Raw genomic sequence first — 14,923 nt, 5'->3', positions numbered from 1 at the left:
CCTCGATGATTCCCGGCGAGATCCTGTTCGCGGACGACCCGATCGTCTACAACGCGGGCCGCGAGGTCACGCGGATGACCGTCCTCAACGCCGCCGACCGGCCCGTCCAGGTCGGCTCCCACTACCACTTCGCCGAGGCCAACCCCGGCCTTGAGTTCGACCGCGCGGCCGCGCGCGGGCAGCGGCTCAACGTCGCCGCCGGTACGGCCGTGCGCTTCGAGCCGGGCATCCCCGTCGCCGTCGAACTCGTCCCCCTCGCCGGCGCCCGGATCGTGCCCGGACTGCGCGGGGAGACCGGAGGTGCCCTCGATGCCTGAGATCTCCCGCGCCGCGTACGCGGACCTGTTCGGGCCGACCACCGGCGACCGCATCCGGCTCGCCGACACCGATCTGCTGATCGAGATCGAGGAGGATCGCAGCGGCGGTCCCGGACTCGCCGGTGACGAGGCCGTGTTCGGCGGCGGCAAGGTCATCCGCGAGTCGATGGGCCAGGCGCGTGCCTCCCGCGCGGAGGGCACCCCCGACACCGTCATCACCGGCGCCGTGATCGTCGACCACTGGGGCATCGTCAAGGCCGACGTCGGCATCCGCGACGGCCGCGTCACCGGCATCGGCAAGGCCGGCAACCCCGACACCATGGACGGCATCCACCCCGACCTGGTGATCGGCCCCGAGACAGAGGTCATCGCCGGCAACGGCCGCATCCTCACGGCCGGTGCCGTCGACGCGCACGTCCACTTCATCTGCCCGCAGATCGCCGACGAGGCGCTCTCCGCCGGAGTCACCACGCTGGTCGGCGGCGGCACCGGACCGGCCGAGGGCTCCAAGGCGACCACGGTCACCCCCGGCCCCTGGCACCTGGCCCGGATGCTGGCGGCGATGGAGCAGTACCCGCTCAACATCGGTTTCCTCGGCAAGGGCAACACCGTCTCGCACGACGCGATGATGTCCCAGATCCGAGGGGGAGCGCTGGGACTGAAGCTGCACGAGGACTGGGGCTCCACTCCCGCCGTCATCGACGCCTCGCTCACCGTCGCCGACCGTACGGGTGTCCAAGTCGCCATCCACACCGACACGTTGAACGAGGCCGGGTTCGTCGGCGACACCCTCGCCGCTATCGCCGGACGCGGCATCCACGCGTACCACACCGAGGGTGCGGGCGGCGGGCACGCGCCGGACATCATGACCGTGGTCTCCGAGCCGCACGTGCTGCCCAGCTCCACCAACCCGACCCGGCCCTACACCGTCAACACCGCCGAGGAACACCTCGACATGCTGATGGTCTGCCACCACCTCAACCCCGCGGTCCCGGAGGACCTGGCCTTCGCCGAGTCCCGCATCCGCCCGTCGACCATCGGCGCGGAGGACATCCTCCACGACCTCGGCGCCATCTCGATCATCTCCTCCGACGCCCAGGCGATGGGCCGGGTCGGCGAGGTCATCATGCGGACCTGGCAGACGGCGCATGTAATGAAGCGGCGGCGGGGCGCGCTGCCCGGTGACGGGCGCGCGGACAACCATCGCGTACGGCGCTACATCGCCAAGTACACGATCAACCCCGCCCTCGCCCAGGGCCTCGCCCGCGAGATCGGCTCCGTCGAGACCGGCAAGCTTGCCGACCTCGTGCTGTGGGAACCGGCGTTCTTCGGCGTCAAGCCGCACCTCGTCATCAAGGGCGGACAGATCGCGTACGCGCAGATGGGCGACGCCAACGCGTCCATCCCGACGCCTCAACCCATCCTGCCGCGGCCTATGTTCGGGGCGATCGGACGGGCGCCGGCCGCCAACTCCTTCAACTTCGTCGCCCAGTTGGCGATCGAGGACGGACTTCCCGAACGGCTCGACCTCGGCAAGAAGTTCGTCGCCATCGAGTCCACGCGTGGGGTCACCAAGGCCGACATGCGTGAGAACGATGCCCGGCCCCGCGTCCAGGTCGACCCCGACAGCTTCGCCGTGCACATCGACGGGGAGTTGGTCGAGGCGACTCCGGCGGCCGAACTGCCCATGGCCCAGCGGTACTTCCTCTTCTGATGTCCAGGGGAGCACTGCTGGTTCTCGCCGACGGGCGCTTTCCCGCCGGAGGGCATGCGCACTCCGGCGGGGCGGAGGCCGCCGTCAAGGCCGGGCGGGTCACCGGCGCGGCCAGTCTTGGTGAGTTCTGCCGGGGGCGGTTGCACACGGCCGGGCTCGTGTCCGCCGCGTTGGCCGCTGCGGCTGTACTCGGTGCCGATCCGGGGGAGTTGGACCTCGCCGCGGATGCGCGGACTCCGTCGCCCGCGTTGCGGCTGGCCTCGCGGAAACTGGGGCGGCAGTTGATGCGGGCCGCCCGGGCCACCTGGCCGTCCGCCGAACTCGACGCCCTGGCGCGGGAGTTCCCCAAGGGGGCGCATCAGCCGGTGGTGCTGGGGCTGGTGGCTCGGTCGGCCGGGCTGGGGCCGGAGGACGCGGCGTACTGCGCGGCCTACGAGAGTGTGAGTGGGCCGGCGTCGGCGACGGTGCGGTTGCTGAGCCTGGATCCGTTCGACGCTACGGCTGTACTGGCGCGGTTGGCGCCGGAGTTGGACCTGGTCGTTGATCGGGCGGTGGAGGCGGCGCGGGGTGTGGTCGACGAGGGGGTCGACGTGCTGCCGTGTGCTTCTGCGCCCTTGCTGGAGATCGGGGCGGAGGCGCATGCGGCTTGGGCTGTGCGGTTGTTCGCGTCGTAGGGGTTTTCTCGCCCCCGCCGCCCCTACCCGTCCCATCCCCAGGGGCGCTGCCCCTTCGGCCCCGCCAGGGGGCTCCGCCCCCTGGACCCCCGATCGGCCTGAACGGCCTCGTCTTCAAACGCCGGACGGGCTGGGTGGTGCCGGCCCCGGCTGATAGGAAACCGGATCCGCGAAGCGCCGTAGGAAAGCCGTAGGAAGCAAGACCCCGAGTCGCAAGACCTGAGGCGCAAGGCGCCGAAGTCACAGCCGCCGCAGGAGACAGGGCCCCAAGCTGCAAGATCCCGACGCGACAAGGCGTCGAAGCCGCAGGCCCCAAGCCACAACAGCCCGAAGCCTCCCAAGCCGCAGCGTGACGTAGAAAGACCAGAAGGAGCCGCCCCATGCATCTCGACCACACCCACGACGGCCCCGCCGCCGTCAGTGCCGACGCTCGCCGTGCCGACGGCACTCGCCGTGCCCTGCGCATCGGGCTTGGCGGGCCTGTCGGATCGGGCAAGACCGCCACCGTCGCCGCGCTCTGCCGGACCCTGCGGGACGAGCTCTCGCTCGCTGTCGTCACCAATGACATCTACACCCGTGAGGATGCCGAATTCCTGCTCCGGGAAGCCGTGTTGCCGCCCGAGCGGATCACCGCCGTGGAGACCGGGGCCTGTCCGCACACCGCTATCCGGGACGACATCTCCGCCAACCTCGAAGCTGTCGAGGATCTGGAGGACGAGGTCGGGCCGTTGGACCTGATCCTGGTCGAGTCGGGTGGGGACAACCTCACCGCCACCTTCTCCAAGGGGCTTGTCGACGCGCAGATCTTTGTCATTGACGTGGCCGGTGGGGACGACATTCCGCGTAAGGGCGGGCCCGGTGTCACCACCGCCGATCTGCTCGTCGTCAACAAGACCGACCTCGCGCCCTACGTCGGGTCCGATCTGGGGCGGATGGCCGCCGACGCCAAGGCTCAGCGGGCCGAACTGCCCGTCGTCTTCCAGTCGTTGAGGAGTGAGGCTGGAGTGGTCGATGTTGCCGGTTGGGTGAGGGAGCGGCTTGCCGCGTGGGTCGCGTGAGCGGGGTGCGGGCCACCGCTCGGATCGTGGCCCGGGAGGACGGGCGGGGCGGTACCGCGCTGCCCGTCCTGGAGGGGGACGGGCCGCTTGCGTTGCGGCGGACCCGGGGGAGCGGGGCCGAGGCTCAGGTCATGCTCGTCGGGGCCATGAGCGGGCCGCTCGGCGGGGACCACTTCGCCGTCGAGGCAGGTGTCGAGCGGGGCGCTCGGTTGCGGGTCGGGTCCGCTGCCGCGACCATCGCGCTGCCCGGGCAGGCGAAGGGGGAGTCTCGGTACGACGTTCGGCTCAGCGTCGCCGAAGGCGGTGAACTGCACTGGCTGCCCGAGCAGTTGATCTCCGTGCGCGGTAGTGACCTGCGCGTCACGACGCGCGTCGATCTCGCCGACTCCGCTCGGCTCGTACTCCGTGAGGAGCAGGTGCTCGGGCGGGTCGGGGAGGAGCCCGGGCGGCTCACCAGTCGGCTGTCCGTAAGGGTTGCCGGGCGTACCGTGCTGGACCAGGAGTTGGCCTGTGGGCCGGGGGCGCCGGGCGGCTGGGACGGGCCCGCCGTGCTCGGGGGGCATCGTGCTGTGGGGCAACTCCTCGTCGTACGGCCGGAGTTCACCCGGAATCCGGTCGCGGCGCGCATGCTGGGGGAGTGTGCGGCCCTGGTGCCGCTTGCCGGGCCCGCTCTGCTGGTGAGTGCGATCGCCTCCGACGCGCTGCGGCTGCGGCGGGTGCTGGACGAGGCGTTGGCGTCGCTGGGGTGAGTATCCGCTGAGCGGTACGGGTGTTTCCGCTTATCGGATTGGTAAAGAAGGTCAACTGCCTCTGTTCTCAGGTGGCTCACAGCCGCGAGGATCCTCCGAGACCATTTCGCAACGATGTACGGGGAGGGGCCCACTTGAGGCACAACAGACCGAAGAGCCGGGTGATGGCGTTCGGTTCGGCCGGATTCGCGGCGGCGGCACTGATAGCCGGTGCCGTGGTGGCACCCGCGGCCAACGCGCAGACCGGTCAGACGGCAGGGCACAGGCAGGACAGTGCGGCCGCCCAGGGCGCCGCGCTCACCGCCGCCCGCGCCGCCAAGGCCGGGATCAACTGGCAGGACTGCCCCGCCGACTGGGCGCTGGCCAAGCCGGTCCAGTGCGGGTGGGTCACCGTGCCGATCGACTACACCAAGCCGAACGGCAAGAAGATCAAGCTCGCCGTCGACCGCGCCGTCAGCACGGGCACCAAGGCGGAGCGCCAGGGCGCGCTCGTCTACAACCCCGGCGGTCCGGGCGGCTCCGGGCTGCGTTTCCCGCTCCGGGTCACCACCAAGAACCCGCTGTGGGTCAACGCGTCCAAGGCGTACGACTTCGTGGGCTTCGACCCGCGTGGTGTCGGCCACTCGGCGCCCATCTCCTGCATCGACCCGCAGGAGTTCGTGAAGGCGCCCAAGGCGGACCCGGTACCGGACAGCACCGCCGACAAGAACGCGCAGCGCAAGCTGGCCCGTGAGTACGCCGACGGCTGCGCCAAGCGCACCGGCCGCACCATGCTCGCGCAGATGACCACGCCGAACACCGCGCGCGACCTCGACGTCATCCGCGCCGCCCTCGGCGAGAAGAAGCTCAACTACCTGGGCGTCTCCTACGGCACCTACCTCGGCGCCGTCTACGGCACCCTGTTCCCGAGCCACCTCCGCCGCATGATCGTCGACAGCGTCGTCAACCCGGCGCAGGACAACATCTGGTACGAGGCCAACCTGGGCCAGGACGTCGCCTTCGAGGGCCGCTGGAAGGACTGGGAGGACTGGGTCGCCAAGAACGACGCGGCCTTCCACCTCGGCACCACGCGCGCCGCCGTCCAGGCCAAGTGGCTCGAACTGCGCGCCACCGCCAAGAAGAACCCCCTCGGCGGGGTCGTCGGACCGGCCGAGCTGCTCGGCTTCTTCCAGGGCGCCCCGTACTACGACTCCTCGTGGGTGCCGGTCGCCACCGCCTTCAGCAAGTACTTCGCCGGTGACCCCCAGCCGCTCATCGCCGCGGCCTCGCCCGACCTGTCGGACACCGCGGGCAACATCTCCTCGGAGAACGGCAACGCCGTCTACACGGCCGTCGAGTGCACCGACGCCAAGTGGCCCACCAGCTGGGCGAAGTGGGACAAGGACAACACGGCGCTCAACAAGCAGTACCCGTTCTTGACCTGGTCCAACGCCTGGATGAACCTGCCGTGCGCCACCTGGCCCGTCAAGCAGCAGTCCCCGGTCAAGGTCAAGACCGGCAAGGGTCTGCCGCCCGTCCTCATCGTGCAGTCGCAGCGCGACGCCGCCACGCCGTACGAGGGCGCGGTCGTCCTGCACAAGAGCTTCAAGGGCTCCCGGCTCATCACCGAGAAGGACGCCGGTTCGCACGGTGTGACCGGTCTGGTCAACCCGTGCATCAACTCCCGTGTCGACGCCTACCTGTTGACCGGCAAGCTCGACGCCGCCGACTTCACGTGCACCCCGCACGCGACGCCGGTGCCGTAAGCAGCACGTCGTAAGCAACAAGTCGTAGACAGTAGTTGTACGTGGTGAGGGGCGGCCGGTTCTGAACCGGCCGCCCCTCACTCACATCGACTCAGGGTTCTCGGGATTTCAACTCAGCGGCAGGCGCGGGAACTTGCGTTCCTTCGCCGCGGCCGCCTCCTCCGCCTTGGCGACCGCCGCGTACTGGTCGACGTACTCCTGCTCGGAGAGCATGAGGATCGCGTACATGATCTCGTCGGTGATGGCGCGCAGGATCGCCTTCTCGTTCTCCATGCCTTCGTAGCGGGAGAAGTCGAGGGGCTTGCCGAAGCGGATCGTCACGGGGTGGATCTTGGGGATGACCTTGCCGGGCGGCTGCGCCTCGAAGGTGCCGATCATCGCGCAGGGGATGACGGGGACTTGGGCCCGCAACGCCATGACCGCGACGCCGACCTTGCCCTTGTAGAGGCGGCCGTCGTGGGAGCGGGTGCCCTCGGGGTAGATGCCGAGCAGCTCGTCCTTGCTCAGGACGCCGAGGCCCTCGCGGATCGCGGCCTGCCCCGCCTCCTTGCCGGAGCGGTCGACCGGGATCTGGCCCGCGCTGCGGAAGAAGGTCGCGGTGAGGCGGCCGCGGATGCCGGGGCCGGTGAAGTACTCGGCCTTGGCGAGGAAGGTGATGCGGCGCTTGAGGACCGCCGGCATCAGGAAGTGGTCGGCGAACGACAGGTGGTTGCCGGCGACGATCGCCGGGCCCTCCTCCGGTATGTGGTCCAGGCCCTCGATCCGGGGGCGGAAGACCAGTCTGAGCAAAGGCCCCAGAATGACGTATTTCAGGAGGTAGTAGAACAAGGGGGGTCGCTCCTCACTCCGGCGGGTCGGCTCGACCGACCTGTTCTCGCAGGTCACCCGGTACCTCGTGAGCTGCCAGTGTAGGGGCAGGTGCCGTCCCGTGGAACCGGGGCGATCAGGCCGACACGGGGCACGACGAAGGGCGGCGAGGAGATCGTCCTCGCCGCCCTCGGTACGGGCCAACCGGCCCTGGTGCACGGTGACTTACAGAGCCGCGGTACGCGTCCTGCGGCGGTACACGGCGAACGCCGTGGTCGCTCCCACCGCCGTGAGCAGACCGGCGCCGATCGCGACCGGCAGAGCCGTGGAGGAGTCGCTGCTGGCGGCGACGTTCTGCGCCTTCAGGTCCTGGACGTACGCCGGGTACGGGGCCTTCGTGGCCGTCGACGAGGTCTGGGTGTAGTGCGGGATCCGCTTGACCGACTTCACCGAACCGTTCGAATTCAGCAGCACCTGCTTGTTGTTGGGGTGCCGGAAGTCGAACATGCCGCCGAGGGTGCCGGCCCGCTGGTCGAAGGACGCGTCACCGATGCGGCCGGTGTGCCAGTTGTCCTCGATGAACTGCGTGATCGACGCCTGCTCGGTGGCGGTGTGGTCGATCTTGTTGACCTTGCTGTACGGCGAGATGACCAGCAGCGGCTGCCGGGTACCCGGGCCGCAGCGGTCCGCGTAGCCGCCCTTCGCGGCCGGACCGGCCTGGCAGGCCGGGCTGTCCGTGGCCTTGCTGTTGGAGCCGACCGTCGAGTCCTTCGAGCCGTTCAGCACCTTCGAGGAGACGTGGTCGTACCAGCCGTCGGAGTCGTCGTAGGCGAGCACGACCGCCGTCGACTTCCACTCGGGCGACTTCTGAAGAGCGTTGATCTCCTTGATCAGGAAGTTCTGCTCGTCGGTCGGGTCCGAGTAACCGGCGTGCCCGTCCTGGTACTCGGCCGCCTTCAGGAAGCTCACCGCGGGAAGGTTGTTCGCCTTCAGCGCGGCGTCGAAGTCGGTCAGGTCGTAGTTGTGGTTCGCCCGGCCGTTGTGACCGATCTCGGCGACGGACTTCGGCGCCAGGTGGTGCGGGTTGGACGTCGACTTGTAGTACTCGAACGGCTCGTGGTGCGCGCTGTAGTCCTCCGACGCCGCGCCGCCCACGTTGGTGTGCGTGGTGCCGGCGCACTGCGCGTAGTCACCGCTCTTGCCGTCCCACGTGGTGCTGGGCCGGAAGCCGCCCTGGAACCAACCCCAGCTCACGTTCTTGGAGTTGAGCAGGTCACCGATGTTCTTGCCCTGCATCTCCGCGAGCGCGCTGGTCGAGGTGTGGTCCTTGTCCGAGCAGTCGTCGAAGGCCGGGTCGGGGTCGTTGATGACCGTGCCGACACCCTTGGCGTTCGGGGAGACCACGGCGTACGAGTCCGGGGTCGACGTCTGCTTCGGGTTCTCGGTGCCCGAGGCCGGGTCGACGGAGATCACGCCGTGCGTCTGACCCGATATCAGGTTCAGGGCGCCGGGCGTCGACGGGCCGAAGTTCGAGCTGAAGGAGTGGTCGTTCAGCGCGTACTGCTGGGCGTAGTTCCACATGCCCGTGACGGTGTTGCCGTCGTAGTAGTCCATCACCAGGCCGGGCTCACCGAAGAGGCCGGTGCACTTGTTGACCTCGGTGTTCTCGACGTACTTGTCGGCCTTGCCGCCGTCGGCCGCGTACTGCTCGGGGCCGTAGGAGTGGTTCTGGTCGCAGGTCATCGCCTGCGAACTGCTCAGCCGCGTGGGCGTGTAGAGGTTCGGGTTCTTCTTCAGCAGCCCGGCGTTGAGCAGGTTGTCGGCCTTCGGCGTGTGCGCCGCGGCCTTGAACGTGGTGCCGTCGGTGTTCGCGGCCTGGGGGTAGGTGGCGAAGTAGTGGTCGAACGAGATGTTCTCGTCGTAGATCACGACCACGTGCTTGATCGGCGTCGACGTGTGCGTGTTGCCCGAGGGCTGGTGGCCGTGCGAGGCCGCCGACGCGGGGACGGCCCCGCCCGCGGTGGCCAGGGCCGCGGCGCCGAGCAGGGCGCCCACGCGCGTCAACCGGCGCCGTGCACCGGGGGTTCTTCCTTTGCCGATCATGCTGTCTCGCCTTCCGGGAGCAGTGGTTCTGCTGCCACACCGTCCATGGCCGTGGCACCTACCGCCGTAGCCTGGGCAATGGTGACGGCGGGGCGGGGGAGCGGCAATGACGTGAGAGCGAACGCCGGGTCAGGAAATTCTCATGGTCTGTTGGCCTGTTCTTGACCCGTGTCTCAGATCGGCGGTTTCTCAGGTCAGCAGGGTGCGGCCCAGCCAGTCGGACGTGTCCCGCACCCCGGGCAGCGCGAAGAAGTAGCCGCCGCCGTACGGCGAGACGTAGTCGACCAGCGGTTCACCGGCCAGCCGCTTCTGCACGTTCTCGAACTGCCGCGCCAGGTCCTGCTGGTAGCAGCAGAACAGCAGACCCATGTCGAGGTTGCCGTTGCTGTCCATGCCTCGGTCGTAGTTGTACCCCCGCCGCAGGATGCGCTGGTCGGCACTCTGCGTGGAGCGCGGGTTGGCCAGCCGGATGTGGCTGTCGAGCGGGATCACATCGCCCTGCGGGTCCTGCGCGAAGTTGGGGGTGTCCTTCTCGTGGTGCCCGTCCAGCGGGGCGCCGGTGTCCCGGGCGCGGCCGAACATCCGCTCCTGCTCGGTGATGGAGACCCGGTCCCAGAACTCGACCAACATCCGTATCAGCCGTACGACTTGATAGCTGCCGCCGGTCGCCCAGTCGGGTTCCCCGCCGCTACTGCCCACCCACACAAGGTCGTTCATCGCGCGGGCGTCGGTCACCTCGGGGTTGGAGATGCCGTCCTTGAAGCCCAGGTGGTTGCGCGGGGTGCCCGAGGGACGCGGCGGACTGATGAACCCGTCCGTCCGCCACCGGACTTGGAGCCCGCCGCGCGTGTGCCGGGTGACATCGCGCAGCGCGTGCAGCACGGTGTCCGCGCTGTCCGCGCAGAACTGCACGCTCACATCGCCGTGACACCAGGCGGAGTTGAGATCGTCGTCGGGGAACGACGGCATCGCGGTCAGCCGGCGGGGCGTGAGCTTCGCGAGCCCGTAGCGGTCGTCGAAGAGCGAGGCCCCGACGCCGACGGTGACGCTCAGCCGGTCGGCGGGCAGGTCCGGGCCGAGCGTGCCCGAGTCGGAGGGCGGGGCGGTGATGCCCAGGTCCTCCGGGCTGCCACCGGTGGTCAGGAAGCGGGCCCGGTCGGTCAACGTCCGCAACAGGTCGGTGAGTTCGGCCCGATCGGCGGCCGTCGTGTCGAAGGAGACGAACGCCGTGGCGCGCTGCGCGGGCGTGATGATCCCGGCCTGATGGACCCCGTGGAAGGGCACGGCCGCGGCCGACGTCTGCACGGCAGCCGCGGCGGCACCACGATCGGCGGCGACAAGACCGCCACCGGCCACGGCCGCCGCACTCGCCAGGAAGCCCCGGCGGCCCACCTCGTTCACGCGCTTCACGCGGTCCTCCGTACGTCCGTGAGGGCGGCCACGTCGGCCAGCCGCTCGACCAGTCCACCGAGGTCGGCGTCGACCCTCTCCCTTTGCGGACGGGTGAGTTGAGCCAAGGGTGTCCACTTCCCGGAGTGGTCGAGGCCGTCCAGGGTGTGCTGGGCGCGGTCCATCCAGGTACCGAGTTCGGCGAATCCCGCGTCCCGGGTCTTCAGCAGAGGCCGCAGATACCCGAGCAGCAACCGGGTGCCGTCGAGGTTGGCGCGGGCGGTGGCCAGGTTGGTGCCGCTGCCGTAGTCGGTACGGCCGGTCAGCTCGAACTGCACGGTGTTCTCCAGGATCTCGTGCGCGCGCAGCCCGGTGTCGGCCGGATCCATCCGCTGGGAGGGCCAGCTGCCCTCCAACGCGTGGACGTCCTTGGCGAGTTGATCGGCGGGCCCGCGCAGCCCGCTCGCCGACTCGCCGTGCCACAGCCCGTACTCGACCCGGTGGAACCCGGTGAACCCGGCGTCGTGCACCCCGCCCGCGAGCCCCGCCGTGGTGCCGTTGATCGCCCCGTCGGAGTCACCGAACGTGCCGTAGGCGGCGCCCATCCGCTCGTAGACGAGATGCGCGGGAAGCCAGGCGGCGCGGGCGGCGGCGAGGTCGCCATGGTCGACGGCGGCACGCAACACGTCAGTCCTCTGGGCGAGTTCGACGGTCCGGGCCTGAATCCACTTCTGGTAGGCCAGCGTTGGGGGGATGAGTTCCTGCTGGGTGATCGGCACGGCGGCCGGTCCGCTCTTCACCTTCGAACCGGTGATCCGCACGGTGGGCCCGGTCACGGCGTCGGCGTCATCGGGCAGACACTTGAACGCGTACGACCCGTTCCCGAGGGTCACCCCGAGCGGCCGGACGGTACCCGGCGCCAGTCCTTCGACCTCGCCGTAGACGGCGCCGGTCTTCACGTCGGTGAGATACACCTCGGCGGCGGTGCTGGACGTGTTGTGCAGCTCGAAGACCTGGTGCCCGGCCTGCGGATGCGTCCAGCCGCTGCCGCACCCGGCGGTCGCGACCTCGACGGTGGTGTGCGGGAGCCCGTCGGCGGCAGCGGTGGCCTTTCCGCCCGAGCCGGAACCGCGGCCCGCGAGCACCCCGGCGACCACTGCCGCCACGGCGACCAGGGCACCGGCCGCGAGCAGCACGGTGCGGCGACGGGCGGTACGGGGCTCGGGCGTGGGCGAGGCCGGCTCCGAGGCGGGTATCGGACCAGGCTCGGCATCGGCTTCGGCGCCGCGCGCGGTTTCGGGCACGCCGGGCCTCCAGGGGGAGTCGTACGAAAGGTGGCGGTACCAGCGATCTTATGAGGGCGCTACGGCCCCCACCGCGTCCCTTGACCCTGTTCTGACCGGAGGGCGGGCGAGAATTCGCCCGGGGTTCACCGGACGGTCCGTGACGGCCACGGTGCGGTGTGTGGGGGTGCACGGTGGGCTACGGCTGGGGGCGTGGGTCGACACGGGGAGTTTCTGGTGGAGGGGAAGAGGGTGCGATGCGGGTGAGGCCGAACCGGCTGCGCCGCGCGCTGGGGCAACCGGCCGGCCCGGATTCAGGTCAGTGATGGGTGGAACGCGACGGCGCCCGGCGAAGCAGCGGTACATACGACCACGCGTCGCCGTCGGCCCGAACGGGTGGCGGAGCCGGCGCCCGGGAACAACCCGGGCCCGCTCGGCGCTGCTCCTGATACCTCGCCGGGTACTCAGGGAAGGGTCGTGGAGGAGATGAATCGGTCAGGGCAGGAGCCGCTCCCGCCGTCAGGTGAAGCACCGTTGGTGACCACCTGCGGCCGACAGGTCGCGGTGAAGCGGCTGTTGCTGGCGATCCCGGAACGGCCGATCAGCCGGGTCACCTTGGACGTGGGCCCCGTCGTGCGCGGCGAGCCCGGACTCTGGGCCTCCCTCACCGTGGACGAGGCCCGCGACCTGGCCCGCCGCCTCCTCGCCCAGGCCGCGTTGGCCGACAGCGGTACCGGCACGGGTACTCCCGCGGAGCAGGGCGCGGCGGGCAAGTAGCCTCTGCCGTCCGGGAGTTACCTGCGTCCCTGCGGGTGGGCAAGTGGCAGCTGCTGTACGGGAGTTACGTGCCTCCGTGCGGGTGGGCTGGACGGGTCTCCGTGCGTCGATCCACCCCGCCCCACACCTCACGCCCAGTGGCGCCTGCCGCAGGGCAGTTGCCCGCCTCCCTGCGGGGCCTGGCTGGACCGTCCGTCGATCCAGCCAGCCCCCACAGCTGACGCAGGCTCACGCCCCCTGCCTCAGCACATTCTCCAACGCGCCCACAGCTGACCGGAGTTCATCCGCCGTGATGGTCAGCGGCGGCGCCAGCCGGATCGTCGAGCCGTGCGTGTCCTTGGCCAACACGCCCTCGCGCATGAGGCGTTCGCTGATCTCGCGCCCCGTGCCGATCGCCGGGTCGACGTCGACGCCTGCCCAGAGGCCGCGGGCGCGGAAACCGACCACGCCCTTGCCGACCAGCTCGGTCAGACCGTCCCGCAGGATCACGCCCAACTCCGTGGCCCTGCGCTGGAATTCACCGGTCTCCAGCAGCTCGACGACCGCCGTGCCGACCGCCGCGGCGAGCGGGTTGCCGCCGAACGTCGACCCGTGCTCGCCCGGGTGCAGTACTCCCAGCACCTCCCGGCGCGCGACGACCGCCGACACCGGCACGATGCCACCGCCGAGCGCCTTGCCGAGCAGCAGTACGTCCGGGACGACACCCTCGTGCTCGACCGCGAGCGTGCGGCCCGTGCGGCCGAGGCCCGACTGGATCTCGTCCGCGATGAACAAGCAGCCCTTGCGGGTGGTGAGTTCACGCACACCGGCCAGATAGCCCGCGTCCGGGATGATGACCCCGGCCTCGCCCTGGATGGGCTCGATCAGGACCGCCGCCGTGGTCTCGTCGACCGCCGCTTCCAGCGCGGCGAGGTCGTTGTACGGCACGATCCGGAAGCCGGGGGTGAAGGGACCGAAGCCCGCCCGCGCCGTCTCGTCCGTGGAGAAGCTGACGATCGTCGTCGTACGCCCGTGGAAGTTCTCCGCCGCGACGACGATGGTCGCCTGGTCGGCCGGGACACCCTTCACGTCGTAGGCCCATTTGCGGGCCACCTTGATGCCGCTCTCGACCGCCTCCGCGCCGGTGTTCATCGGCAGCACCATGTCGAGCCCGGTCAACTCCGCGAGCCGCTCGGCGAATTCGGCCAGCTTGTCGTTGTGGAAGGCGCGGGAGGTGAGGGTGAGCTGGTCGAGCTGGCGGTGGGCGGCCTCGATCAACGCCGGGTGGCGGTGGCCGAAGTTGAGGGCCGAGTAGCCCGCGAGCATGTCGAGGTAGCGGCGGCCCTCGACGTCCTCCACCCAGGTGCCCTCGGCGCGGGCGACGACCACGGGCAGCGGGTGGTAGTTGTGCGCGAGGACCGGCTCCTCGGCGCGGATGAGGTCGGCGGACGTACGGGCACTGGCGGGTGCGGTCATGAGCGGATCTCCTGGGTGCAGCACTTGATGCCGCCGCCGGCCTTGTGGAACTCCGACAGGTCGACGGGGACGGGGACGTAACCGTGGTCGGCGAGGCGCGAGGCGAGCGCCCCGGACCGGGGGGAGATGAAGACGTGACGGCCGTCGGAGACCGAGTTCAGGCCGAACGTCATCGCGTCCTCGCGGGTCGCGAGCACCGCGTCCGGGTACAGCCGCGCGAGCACCTCGCGGCTGCCCGGCGAGAACGCCTCCGGGTAGTAGCAGATGTTGTCCTCGTCGAGGACGAACAGCGCCGTGTCCAGGTGGTAGAAGTACGGGTCCACCAGCGTCAGGCTGATCACCGGGACGCCGAAGAACTCCTGCACCTCGCGATGGGCCTCGCGGGTCGTACGGAAACCGGTGCCGGCCAGCACGTAACGGCCGGTCGGGATCAGGTCGCCCTCGCCCTCGCTCACCGACTCGGGGCGGTGGACGTCGTAGCCCGCCGCCTTGAACCACATGTCGTAGTGGTCGGACTCGGCGCGCCGCTCCGGCGCGTGGAAGAGGGAGCCGAAGACGCGGCCGTCGACGACGACCGCCGAGTTCGCGGCGAAGACCATGTCCGGGAGACCGGCCACCGGCGCCACCGTGTCGACGGTGTGGCCGTGGGCACGGTAGGTGTCGATCAGCGTCCGCCACTGCTCCTGGGCGAGATCGACGTCCACCTGGGTGTCGGGATGCATCCAGGGGTTGATCGCGTACTGCACGGCGAAGTGTCTGGGTTCGCAGACGAGAAAGCGCCGCCGGCGCCGCACACGGGTGTCGGGCACAGAGGGGTCCCTCCGCTTCCTGTGATGACGACTGGGGTTGACA

General features: G+C 70.1%; 13 protein-coding genes. 7 read left to right on the top strand and 6 right to left on the bottom strand.

Annotated features, from left to right (window positions below; genetic code table 11):
* Positions 1 to 5: 5 nt before the first annotated feature.
* The 6 genes from OG496_RS12200 to OG496_RS12175 all read left to right on the top strand — a co-directional run bounded on the left by OG496_RS12200 (position 6) and on the right by OG496_RS12175 (position 6,257).
* Positions 6 to 317: an urease subunit beta gene (locus OG496_RS12200; RefSeq protein WP_405970859.1), complete on the top strand. Its 312-nt coding sequence runs from the start codon at positions 6 to 8 to the stop codon at positions 315 to 317.
* A complete protein-coding gene (locus OG496_RS12195) occupies positions 310 to 2,031 on the top strand; it encodes an urease subunit alpha (protein ID WP_366498966.1) in 1,722 nt (573 codons plus the stop codon). The genes OG496_RS12200 and OG496_RS12195 overlap by 8 nt, the downstream gene beginning before the upstream one ends.
* Positions 2,031 to 2,705, top strand: coding sequence for an urease accessory protein UreF (locus OG496_RS12190; RefSeq protein WP_405970858.1), 675 nt, complete (start codon positions 2,031 to 2,033; stop codon positions 2,703 to 2,705). Before OG496_RS12195 ends, OG496_RS12190 begins: the two co-directional genes overlap by 1 nt.
* A gap of 380 nt (positions 2,706 to 3,085) precedes the next feature.
* A complete protein-coding gene (gene ureG / locus OG496_RS12185; protein WP_328684784.1) occupies positions 3,086 to 3,763 on the top strand; it encodes an urease accessory protein UreG in 678 nt (225 codons plus the stop codon).
* Entirely contained in the window at positions 3,751 to 4,512 is a 762-nt protein-coding gene (locus OG496_RS12180) for an urease accessory protein UreD (protein WP_405970857.1), read from the top strand. The genes ureG and OG496_RS12180 overlap by 13 nt, the downstream gene beginning before the upstream one ends.
* 164 nt (positions 4,513 to 4,676) lie before the next feature.
* The gene (locus tag OG496_RS12175) at positions 4,677 to 6,257 is read left to right on the top strand and encodes an alpha/beta hydrolase (RefSeq protein ID WP_405976617.1); all 1,581 of its coding nucleotides are present in this window, start codon (positions 4,677 to 4,679) and stop codon (positions 6,255 to 6,257) included.
* A gap of 108 nt (positions 6,258 to 6,365) precedes the next feature.
* On the opposite strand, the gene OG496_RS12170 is transcribed toward OG496_RS12175, so the two are convergent.
* The 4 genes from OG496_RS12170 to OG496_RS12155 all read right to left on the bottom strand — a co-directional run bounded on the left by OG496_RS12170 (position 6,366) and on the right by OG496_RS12155 (position 11,860).
* Positions 6,366 to 7,085: a lysophospholipid acyltransferase family protein gene (locus OG496_RS12170; RefSeq protein WP_399398250.1), complete on the bottom strand. Its 720-nt coding sequence runs from the start codon at positions 7,083 to 7,085 to the stop codon at positions 6,366 to 6,368.
* Between the two features lie 204 nt (positions 7,086 to 7,289).
* Complete coding sequence (locus OG496_RS12165) at positions 7,290 to 9,167, bottom strand: phospholipase C (protein WP_405970856.1); 1,878 nt, start codon at positions 9,165 to 9,167, stop codon at positions 7,290 to 7,292.
* 189 nt (positions 9,168 to 9,356) lie between these two features.
* Positions 9,357 to 10,577, bottom strand: coding sequence for an iron uptake transporter deferrochelatase/peroxidase subunit (gene efeB / locus OG496_RS12160; RefSeq protein WP_405970855.1), 1,221 nt, complete (start codon positions 10,575 to 10,577; stop codon positions 9,357 to 9,359).
* Entirely contained in the window at positions 10,574 to 11,860 is a 1,287-nt protein-coding gene (locus OG496_RS12155; protein ID WP_405970854.1) for an imelysin family protein, read from the bottom strand. The genes efeB and OG496_RS12155 overlap by 4 nt, the downstream gene beginning before the upstream one ends.
* Before the next feature lie 516 nt (positions 11,861 to 12,376).
* Here OG496_RS12155 and OG496_RS12150 point away from each other — a divergent pair.
* Positions 12,377 to 12,616 (top strand): hypothetical protein, encoded by a 240-nt coding sequence (locus OG496_RS12150; RefSeq protein WP_366498163.1) that lies wholly within the window; start codon positions 12,377 to 12,379, stop codon positions 12,614 to 12,616.
* 228 nt (positions 12,617 to 12,844) lie between these two features.
* On the opposite strand, the gene rocD is transcribed toward OG496_RS12150, so the two are convergent.
* Together rocD and ddaH are read right to left on the bottom strand one after the other, a co-directional pair.
* The gene (gene rocD / locus OG496_RS12145; RefSeq protein WP_405970853.1) at positions 12,845 to 14,071 is read right to left on the bottom strand and encodes an ornithine--oxo-acid transaminase; all 1,227 of its coding nucleotides are present in this window, start codon (positions 14,069 to 14,071) and stop codon (positions 12,845 to 12,847) included.
* Entirely contained in the window at positions 14,068 to 14,880 is an 813-nt protein-coding gene (ddaH, locus tag OG496_RS12140) for a dimethylargininase (protein ID WP_405970852.1), read from the bottom strand. The genes rocD and ddaH overlap by 4 nt, the downstream gene beginning before the upstream one ends.
* Positions 14,881 to 14,923: the final 43 nt, after the last annotated feature.

Source organism: Streptomyces sp. NBC_00988 (assembly GCF_045162645.1).
Lineage (GTDB): Bacteria > Actinomycetota > Actinomycetes > Streptomycetales > Streptomycetaceae > Streptomyces.
The sequence above is the reverse complement of the archived record's forward strand: the minus strand, read 5'-3'. Positions and strand labels throughout refer to the sequence as shown.

Excerpts from the sequence above, each read along its gene's own strand:
- OG496_RS12195 (WP_366498966.1), top strand. The coding sequence starts at position 310 with ATGCCTGAGATCTCCCGCGCCGCGTACGCGGACCTGTTCGGGCCGACC.
- OG496_RS12165 (WP_405970856.1), bottom strand. The coding sequence starts at position 9,167 with ATGATCGGCAAAGGAAGAACCCCCGGTGCACGGCGCCGGTTGACGCGC.
- ureG (WP_328684784.1), top strand. The coding sequence starts at position 3,086 with ATGCATCTCGACCACACCCACGACGGCCCCGCCGCCGTCAGTGCCGAC.
- rocD (WP_405970853.1), bottom strand. The coding sequence starts at position 14,071 with ATGACCGCACCCGCCAGTGCCCGTACGTCCGCCGACCTCATCCGCGCC.
- OG496_RS12200 (WP_405970859.1), top strand. The coding sequence starts at position 6 with ATGATTCCCGGCGAGATCCTGTTCGCGGACGACCCGATCGTCTACAAC.
- OG496_RS12175 (WP_405976617.1), top strand. The coding sequence starts at position 4,677 with ATGGCGTTCGGTTCGGCCGGATTCGCGGCGGCGGCACTGATAGCCGGT.
- OG496_RS12190 (WP_405970858.1), top strand. The coding sequence starts at position 2,031 with ATGTCCAGGGGAGCACTGCTGGTTCTCGCCGACGGGCGCTTTCCCGCC.